Below are 9,258 nucleotides of genomic sequence, written 5' to 3' on the forward strand. Positions count from 1 at the left end.
AGCAGAAGCCAAAAATCGCCCATTACCCAAACCCCGCATTAAATAAGAGGGCGTACCCATCGAACCCGGAATGACCACAGGTTGTCCCCATTCAGCCGGACTCGCACCCTTACGAATAATCCAACCGTCATCGTCTGGAAACGTTAAATTATGAGGTAAATCACAAATTAATCGCGCTTCCAAGTCCCCATAAACCTCTCTCAACCGCAATCGTAATAGTTCCGCCAACAGCAAACGGTTAACAAAACCATAATTGGCTGCGGTGGCTTCGGCTTGCAAATAACTTGCTACTAATTCCGGGGTTGAACACGAAAGCGGAAACAGTCGTCCGGTTGGATAAGCCAAACCCGTAGGCCATGCTTGTTGAGCCTTTTCTCGCCACAAGCGGCCAATATATTTCCCCACCGTGCGCGAACCGGAGTGAATCATAAACGCCAGTTGTCCTTCGCGAACGCCCCAAGTGTAGGCGGTAGCCCGGTCTAAAATGGCATCAACCCGTTGAATTTCTACAAAATGATTCCCCCCGCCAATGGTTGCTAAATCCCCATCTCGCACCCATCCGACCTCGGGAATTAAATCCGGTGGCGCCCAACGCAAACTTCCGGGTAAGGAACCCAAGTGATAAACTTGTTCTGTTTCTGACCACAGTTGCTCAAAATTCGACTGGGCGACACTTCCAAGGGGTTTTTGACTCATCTGTTCTAACCAACCCAAAATTCCATGACAAAATAGAGCTTGAGCGGTTTTAGCGGTCATGGTGACATCTCGGGTTCCTTCAAAATAATCACCCTTCATCAACTCAATAAAACGATCGCGTTTTCGAGTAAAATCTTCAACAGATAAGTCAACAACGTGCAGTCGCATTCCACAGTTAATATCGGAACCGATAGCCGCAGGAATTAACATTCCTTCTGTTTTGATAACAGAACCGATAGCAACATCACTATCACCGGGGTGAAAGTCGGGTGTTGCACAGGCGTTTGTGACATGACCTTGAACGGGATGACGAACGTTGGCTAAGTTGGCTAACTGCTTGAACGCCTTTCCTTCAATGGGTAAACTCTCTGGGAGTAAAACTTCTGCGACGGTCGCATCGGGAGCGTTAGAAAGACGGATGGAATAAACGTTATTGCTGTAGCTGACGGTTAATCCTTGACGGGATAACGCCTTAAAAAGTCGTTCTTGTTTTTTTGGATGCTGCATAAATCTATCCAACAGATTGATGAAAATCTGTCTCAAAGGTTGAAGATGTTGAGATTTGGATAGGGATTCAGCAGCCACGCTGTCTCTACTTCGGGTTGGGGATTTTAGATAGGATGGAACTCAATCGTTTAGTTTTGTTCAAGCTTGACCGAAGAAGTTCGGCATCTAAAATCGGAAAATTGAACCCAAAGAGGATTTTGTTTTTCCCATGTCTTCAAGGTTAACATAAAATATGGATCTTAGGAGTATCTCCGATGAGCAGAGCAACGATAGAACCCGCAAGTGTTAGCAGTGGCAACAATAGCCTACCAGACGGGCCGAAAACTCCGGCATTCTTTCAGTTAATCAATTGGCTTGTCCGACCCTTTGAGTACCTCGAAGAATGCGTTAAGCAGTACGGAGATATGTTTACGCTGAGGCTATTTGGTCTTCCTCCCTTAGTATTTATTGCCAATCCCCAAGGAATTCAAGAAATTTTCAGCGCCGATGCTAAATCTTTTGATGTGGGAAAGACCAATGATTTAGCCCGTCCGATATTGGGCGAGCGCTCTTTGATTTTAATGGATGGTTCTCGTCATAAAAAAGAGCGAAAATTACTCATGCCTCCCTTTCATGGAGAGAAAGTTAAATCCTACGCAGAATCCATTTGTCAAATTACCGAAACCGTCACTTCACGCTGGCAAATTAATCAATCTTTTATTGCTAGAAATGTCATGCAAGAAATTACCCTCAAGGTGATTATGCAGACCGTATTTGGCTTTAATGAAGGGGAAAAATGCGAACAATTTCGCTCACTTCTTGCCGATTGGTTGGATCTGATTGCCTCTCCGTTGCGTTCAAGTTTTATTTTCTTGAAATTTCTGCAAGTAGACTGGGGAGCTTGGAGTCCTTGGGGGAATTTTATCAGAACCCGACAAAAAATTTACGACTTGCTGCAAGCGGAAATTGAAGACAGACGAACCCACCCGGAAAAACGGGGTGACGATATCCTCAGTTTAATGCTGGAAGTGACTGACGAAGACGGTCAACCGATGAGCGATGACCAGTTAAAAGATGAATTGATGACGCTGTTAGTCGCCGGACATGAAACCACCGCAACCAGTTTGGCTTGGGCGTTTTATTGGCTAGAAAAATATCCCGATATTAAGGAAAAACTCATTCAAGAAATCGAGAGTTTGGGTAAAAATCCCGACCCCATAGAAATTTCTCGCCTTCCCTATTTAACGGCAGTTTGTCAGGAAACCTTGCGACTTTATCCCATTGTACCGATTGCTTTTGCCCGAATTTCCAACCAAGATTTAGAAATTATGGGTCGTCAATTTCCGGCTGGGACAACGTTCGTTCCCTGTATTTATTCGACCCATCACCGAGAAGATTTGTATCCGAATTCCAAACAATTCCAACCCGAACGATTTTTACAGCGTCAATATAGTCCTTACGAGTTTCTTCCGTTTGGGGGTGGGGTGAGGCTGTGTTTGGGTTATGCTTTGGCAATGTTGGAGATGAAATTGGTTCTCGCTTCAATTTTATCTAAGTACAATTTAGAATTGGCGAGTCATCAACCGATTAAACCCATGCGTCGCGGTGGTACGCTTGCACCTTCCAATGGAGTTCCTTTGATGGTGACGGGTTTTCGCTAATTGGCGGGGTCTTTAGTCTAAACTTCAGATCGCAAACAATCAGCCAAGTTTCAAGCATAATAAAACCCCAAACAATAATCGAGATGAAATCCATCTACCGATTTTTTTTATTAATAGGATTAAGTGGTGTAATTACAATGGGTTGCACATCTGAGAATTCCCCTCGGGATTTGAGCCACTTAAGCGAAGTCTCTTCTTCAATTGCCAGGACTCCCGCATCTGAACCCACACCGTTACCAAACCCAGAAACTTCGTCCGCTACTTCCATCCTAACCGAAAATACTGCCCCAGATATTTGGGAGTAAGCCAGAAAAATGTCCAGCATCGAAGTTTCATCCACAATCAAAGCATCGCAGTCGAGGGGATGATCCCTATCGCGTGAAAAATTCATTGTTTTGGGGTCAAATTCCAACAATCGGTGCAGGGTTTTTGCCGGAAGTTTCGTCATCTCTCCCAACCGTTGAGCCGCCCGTCCGGTGGGCGCCCCCAGAAGAATCGTTCTGCCCATCGCTTTCCACAGTTCAACAATCGTGGCGGTGGTAAAGGTTTTACCGCAGCCGGGGCCGCCCGTCAAAATCAGGATTTTTGAGTAAGCTGCCATGACGACCGCCTGCCGTTGCTGGTCGGATAGCTGAATCTTCCGGCTTTGGGTGAAGCGTTCTATCCAATTTTGGACTCGGGGAATATCGCCTTGAACGGTGTTGTTGAAATACTATCCTAATCTGCTCACTTTAGGGGTATAAATAGACTGGGGAACATTCATTAACTCTAAGATTTGTTGTTGAACATCATTAAGAAAACAGATTTCCCTCTGTCCATCTCGATGTATATACAAAGTGATGTTTCTAAAAACCCTTAACATCTTTTCTGCGGTAGGACAGTCAGTGGTACGTTTGGGATTGCCCTCATACGCTATATTTTCTGCAATTTTTCAAAAAATCTCAAATTTCCGAAAAAAAAGTAGAGCAACTTCAGAAAACGATATAGAACACAGTTGACACCGCTTGTACACAGACAGCTATTTTCAGGGAGGGATGACTTAAATGTGGTTAGGACAATTTGGGTTCGGAAACAGTTTATTTCGTGATCTCAGTTGGAACAAACCCTAACGCTTCAATCTTCATCTTTCTCTGCACTTAAGTTGATTAAAAAAGATACAATATCTGTAAAGTACCATGATTGACACAACCAAACAAAGTAGCCTACTCAATAATCTAGAAGCAGTTTCAAGAAAACGGTATGAAATTGCCCATCATTTAGGTAATCTTGCGGAAATTCTCAGCCAAGCGGAGCGAGAAGGAGAACAAACCTCTGGAAAACTTGCATTAGAGACTGACATTGAAGACCTCAGTTTGGCGAGTCAAAACTTAAGAAAAGGTGTTTTCAGAATTTTAGTCTTAGGAGACTTAAAACGAGGAAAGAGTACCTTAATTAATGCTCTCATCGGTGAAAAGCTATTACCCAGCGATGTTAATCCTTGTACGGCAATATTAACGATTTTACGTTATGGTATCAATAAAAAAGTAACGGTTTACTTTAAAGGAGATAAAAAGCCTGAAGAATTAGAGTTTAAAGATTTCAAGCGACAATATACTATTGATCCAACCGAATCCAAACGGTTTGAACAAGAGCATCATCTAGCATTTCCTGATGTAGACCATGCGGTTATCGAGTATCCTTTACCTCTACTTGAAAAGGGAGTCGAGATTGTTGATAGCCCCGGACTGAATGATACAGAAGCACGAAATCAACTTTCTTTAAGTTATATCAATAACTGCCATGCGATTCTATTTGTTTTTAGAGCGATTCAACCCTTTACTCTCGAAGAACGTCGTTATCTAGAAAACTATATTAAAGAGCGGGGTTTAACTGTTTTTTTCCTGATCAATGCTTGGGATGAAATTCAAAAAGAAATTTTGGATGCTGATGATCCCGAACGTTTGGAAAATGCTGAGGAAAAAATTCGTCAGGTTTTTAAAACAAATTTAACAGAATATTGTCAATATAATGGCTACGATCTTTATGATGAACGAGTCTTTGAACTGTCTTCCTTAAATGCACTACGCCAACAAATTAAAAGTTCAGATGCTTCGTTGGAAGGTACTGGTTTTCCAGAATTTACTCAAGCCTTGAATCACTTTTTAACCCAAGAACGAGCGATCGCAGAATTTCGACAAGCTCGCACCCTAGCACGCCAAACCTATAATCATGTCCATGAAGCTGTTGAACGTCGAATTCCCTTACTCGGAGAGGATATTAATGAGTTAAAAAAACGGATTAATTCTGTCGAACCGGAATTTAAAAAATTGGCTGAAATCCGAGATAAATTTCAAAAAGAGATTCAAACAACTCGGAATGATAAATCAAAAAGTATTGCCAATTCTCTGCACACCTATATTATAAGTCTCGGCGATAATTTTGCCAATGATTTTGTCCGCTATCAACCAGACTTAGGGTTTTTAGACTTTCTCAGTCAAGACAAACGTGAACAATTTAACACGGCATTTAAGCAGGCTTTTGAACGATATATTAATGAAAAAATGGCAGCTTGGGAAAAAACGGCTGAAAAAGAAATAAAGGAAGCTTTTTCTCAACTCGCGCAAAGTGCGAGTAATTATGGAGGGATGTATAGTCAGGTAACAAATGTCATTACAGAAAAGCTAACTCAGCAGACCATTAACTCTAAAATAAGCCTTGACTATGAAGAAAATTCTCCAAAATGGGCAAGCTGGGCTGCGGGATTTTTAGCTTTAGCATCTGGTAATGTGGCGGGTGTAATTCTAGCCGGAGCAGGTTTTGATTGGAAAAATATATTAGTTAACTATTTGGGTGTCATTGGAGTCAGTAGTTTTTTATTACTGTTGTCTGGAGGATTATTAGTATCTGTAGGAATATGGGCAATTCCTCTATTGGGTTTGGGTGTGGGAGCGGTACAAGTCGAACAAGCTCGAAAAGATTTTATGAAAGTTATTCAGAAAGAGTTTATTAAGTATCTACCTCAAGTTGCAAACGAACAGCAAGAAACAATGTATGAAATAGTCAACAAATGCTTTGATAGCTATGAGGCGGAAATTTTGAAGCAGATTAATAATGATATTGATGCCCGCAAATCTGAGTTAGACAATTTACTGCAACAAAAGGAATCTCAGGAGATTAACCGAGAAAAAGAAGTTGAACGTCTCCATAAGTTAGATAATAGTGCGTTATCGGAAAAGCAAAACATAGAATCAATTTATGAAAATTTACTTTCATCTTCTGTCTGACATGATATGATCAAGTTTAAGATTCACAACAATACTCAATAAAATTTTCTGAGAATTAAGCTATCATGGCTGCTAAAATCGAAGCGACAAAGTTCATTGATAATTTAGACCGGGTTGCCAAGGTTCGTTCAGAGATTGCTGATTATCTCAATCAAATGGTAGCCACCTTAAACCAAGCCGAATCAGAAGGAAAAAATCAGTCGGGCCAGTTGGGCTTAGATAGAGATATTCAAGATCTCAATCAAGTCAGCAAAAATTTGCGTCAAGGCTGTTTTCGGCTCTTGGTTCTAGGAGATATGAAACGGGGAAAAAGTACATTTCTAAATGCTTTAATTGGCGAGAATGTTCTGCCTAGCGATGTCAATCCTTGTACGGCTTTATTAACCATTTTGCGATATGGTCAAAATCAAGAAGTCACGGTTTATTTTAATGATGGTAAACCGCCGAGAAAAGTAGACTTCAAAAGCTTTAAACGTCTTTACACAATAGATCCTGCTGAAGCAAAAAAGTTAGAAACCGAGAATAAAAAAGCGTTTCCTGACGTTGACTATGCCGTGGTTGAATACCCTTTATCTTTATTAGAAAAAGGAATTGAAATTGTTGATAGTCCGGGCTTAAATGACACGGAGGCTCGCAACGAACTTTCCTTGGGTTACATCAAAAACTGCCACGCAATTTTATTTGTCCTCAGAGCCTCACAACCTTGCACATTAGGAGAACGTCGTTATCTAGAAAATTACATTAAATATCGAGGACTCAGTGTTTTCTTTTTGATTAATGCTTGGGATCAAATTCGAGAGAGTTTAATTGATCCGGATGATCCTGAAGAACTTGAAGAAGCTGAAGAAAGATTACGTCATGTTTTTCGAGCCAATCTTGCAGAATATTGTCAGATTGAAGGCTATGATTGTTACGATGAGAGAGTATTTGAAATTACCGCTTTAAATGCTTTACGTCGTCGGATTAAAAGTCCTGAGCTTTCTCTAGAAGGAACTGGATTTCCAGAATTTATGGGCGCTCTCAATTCATTTCTGACTCAAGAAAGAGCGATTGCAGAATTTCGACAAGCCAAGATTTTAGCTCACCAAACGAGCAAGCATATTCAGGATGCTGTTGAACGTCGTATTCCATTGCTTGAACAAGATGTGGAGGAATTGAAGCAAAGAATTAACTCGGTTGAACCTGAATTTGAAAAACTCAATCAAATTCGAGAACAATTTATTGGTGAAATTTGGAGAGTACGCGATAGTAAAGCTCAAATTATTACCGAGTCATTTCGCAGCTATGTTTTGAACTTAGAAAACTCCTTTGAATCCGACTTTCAACGCTATCAGCCCGATCTTAAATTTATGGATTTATTGAATGCTGGAAAGCGAAAAGCATTTGAAGCCTCTTTCCAAGAAGCATTTGAGAACTATATCAATGATAAAATTGCCGGGTGGAGTATTTCAGCCGAGCGAGAAATGGATACGGGTTTTTCTCAACTTTCTAGACTTGCTGCTCAGTACGGAACTGATTACGCAAAAGTCACCAATAGAATTACAGAAAAACTAACAGGACATAAACCAGTCGCAGGTCGTTTGAGTCAATCTTCTGAACAAGAAGATTCTCCGGCTTGGGCAACTTGGGCAATGGGATTAGTCTCATTAGCTTCGGGTAATTTTGCTGGGGCTGCGCTCGCTGGAGCAGGATTTGATTGGCAAAATATTCTACTTAATTTCGTTGCTGTTGTGGGGATTAGTGGAGTCGTTACGGCAATTTCTGGCATGATACTAGGCCCGATTACTTTACTATTACTGAGCTTTGGCGTGGGAGCATTACAGATAGATAAAGCTCGTCAAAAAATGATTCAAGAGGCTAAGAAAGAGTTTGCCAAACATTTACCTCAAATTGCTCAAGATTATTCACCCCAAATTTCAGAAGTTGTTCAAGAATGTTTTAACGCCTATGAACAAGAAGTCGTCAAGCGAATGAATGATGATATTCAAGCCCGTAAAGCCGAGTTAGAAAATCTCATCCAGCAAAGAGAACAGCAAAAAGTTAATCAGGAGCAAGAATTAAAGCGGTTAACTCACTTTAAAGACCAAGTAACTTCAACCTTTAATAAAATTGAAACAATTTACCAAAATTTTGTCTCCAGTGTTTCTTAAATTCTCAATTTATCCTGTACGGAGTTCAAGAAATAAACCATGAATCAATCAACTGACACCGAGCATTTAACAAACTTGTTAAAAACGGCAGTTGGACTGCTGAAATTAGAATCTAAGTCTCCACTGCTCACCGAAGTTAATTTAGTTTGTGAGTATTTAAAAAATCCAAATTTCCGAATTGCTGTATTTGGGCCTTTTAACTATGGGAAGTCAACTTTACTCAATGCTTTATTAGGAAATCGAGCATTACCTATTGATTTAATCCCAACCACAGGAGCGGCTATTCATGTTCGATATGGTGACGAGTTGAAAACCACAATTACCTTAAAAGATGGTCAAAAAATTACAGATCCCGGAACTAAAGTTCTAAAAGAGTTTGCCATTTTAGATCAAAATAGACGAATGCGAGATGATGTTCGTCAGGTAGAAGTTTTTTGTCCTGACTCTTTTCTGAAAACAGGTGTAGAATTGTTAGATTTACCGGGAACCAATGATCGAGAAGCACAGGATGAATTAGTTTATCAGCAACTCGTCACGGCTGATTTAGTCGTTCAGGTTTTAGATGCCCGTCAATTAATGACTTTAAAAGAGCGGGAAAATTTGAGAGATTGGCTAATTGAGCGGGGAATTGAGACGGTTATTTTTGTGGTCAATTTCATTAATTTGTTAGATCCTAGCGATCAAAAAGAAGTTCAAAATCGACTTCGATTTGTGGCTGAAAGCTTTCGAGTCAAACTTCCTAATAATATTAGTAATCTTTACCGTGTTGATGCTCTTCCTGCACTGAGATCCAAGTTAAAAGGAGATACATCGGCAGTACAAACGACTGGGTTAGCAATGTTTGAATCTGCTTTGCAGAGTTTAGTTTCCCTCCAACAAGAGCAAACTGTTATTCATGTTCCTCGGGTACAAAAGACGGTAAATAATATCCAAAAAGCGTTAACAGAACAAATAGAAACAATTTCCACTCAACTTGAAGCCACTCAACAAAAAGAGCAAGCT

Annotated in this window: 6 protein-coding genes; 4 read left to right on the forward strand and 2 right to left on the reverse strand. The window is 40.5% G+C overall.

Going from position 1 to position 9,258, the window contains the following annotated elements:
* A partial coding sequence (locus WN50_RS21150) for an RtcB family protein (RefSeq protein WP_049560641.1) occupies positions 1-1,203 on the reverse strand: 1,203 nt, incomplete at its 3' end.
* A 254-nt stretch (positions 1,204-1,457) separates the two neighbouring features.
* Between WN50_RS21150 and WN50_RS21155 the strand changes: the two genes are divergently transcribed.
* Positions 1,458-2,843, forward strand: a complete 1,386-nt coding sequence (locus WN50_RS21155; protein ID WP_046278736.1) for a cytochrome P450 — start codon at positions 1,458-1,460, stop codon at positions 2,841-2,843.
* 94 nt (positions 2,844-2,937) lie between these two features.
* Here WN50_RS21155 and WN50_RS32575 read toward each other — a convergent pair whose 3' ends face one another.
* Positions 2,938-3,528 (reverse strand): AAA family ATPase, encoded by a 591-nt coding sequence (locus WN50_RS32575; RefSeq protein ID WP_082172513.1) that lies wholly within the window; start codon positions 3,526-3,528, stop codon positions 2,938-2,940.
* A 490-nt stretch (positions 3,529-4,018) separates the two neighbouring features.
* Here WN50_RS32575 and WN50_RS21165 point away from each other — a divergent pair, with 490 nt between their 5' ends.
* The 3 genes from WN50_RS21165 to WN50_RS21175 all read left to right on the forward strand — a co-directional run.
* Complete coding sequence (locus WN50_RS21165; RefSeq protein WP_046278738.1) at positions 4,019-6,106, forward strand: dynamin family protein; 2,088 nt, start codon at positions 4,019-4,021, stop codon at positions 6,104-6,106.
* A 65-nt stretch (positions 6,107-6,171) separates the two neighbouring features.
* Entirely contained in the window at positions 6,172-8,256 is a 2,085-nt protein-coding gene (locus WN50_RS21170) for a dynamin family protein (protein ID WP_046278739.1), read from the forward strand.
* 39 nt (positions 8,257-8,295) lie between these two features.
* Positions 8,296-9,258: dynamin family protein (locus WN50_RS21175; RefSeq protein ID WP_049560645.1), on the forward strand; the 963-nt coding region annotated here is incomplete at its 3' end.

The sequence above is a fragment of the Limnoraphis robusta CS-951 genome (assembly GCF_000972705.2).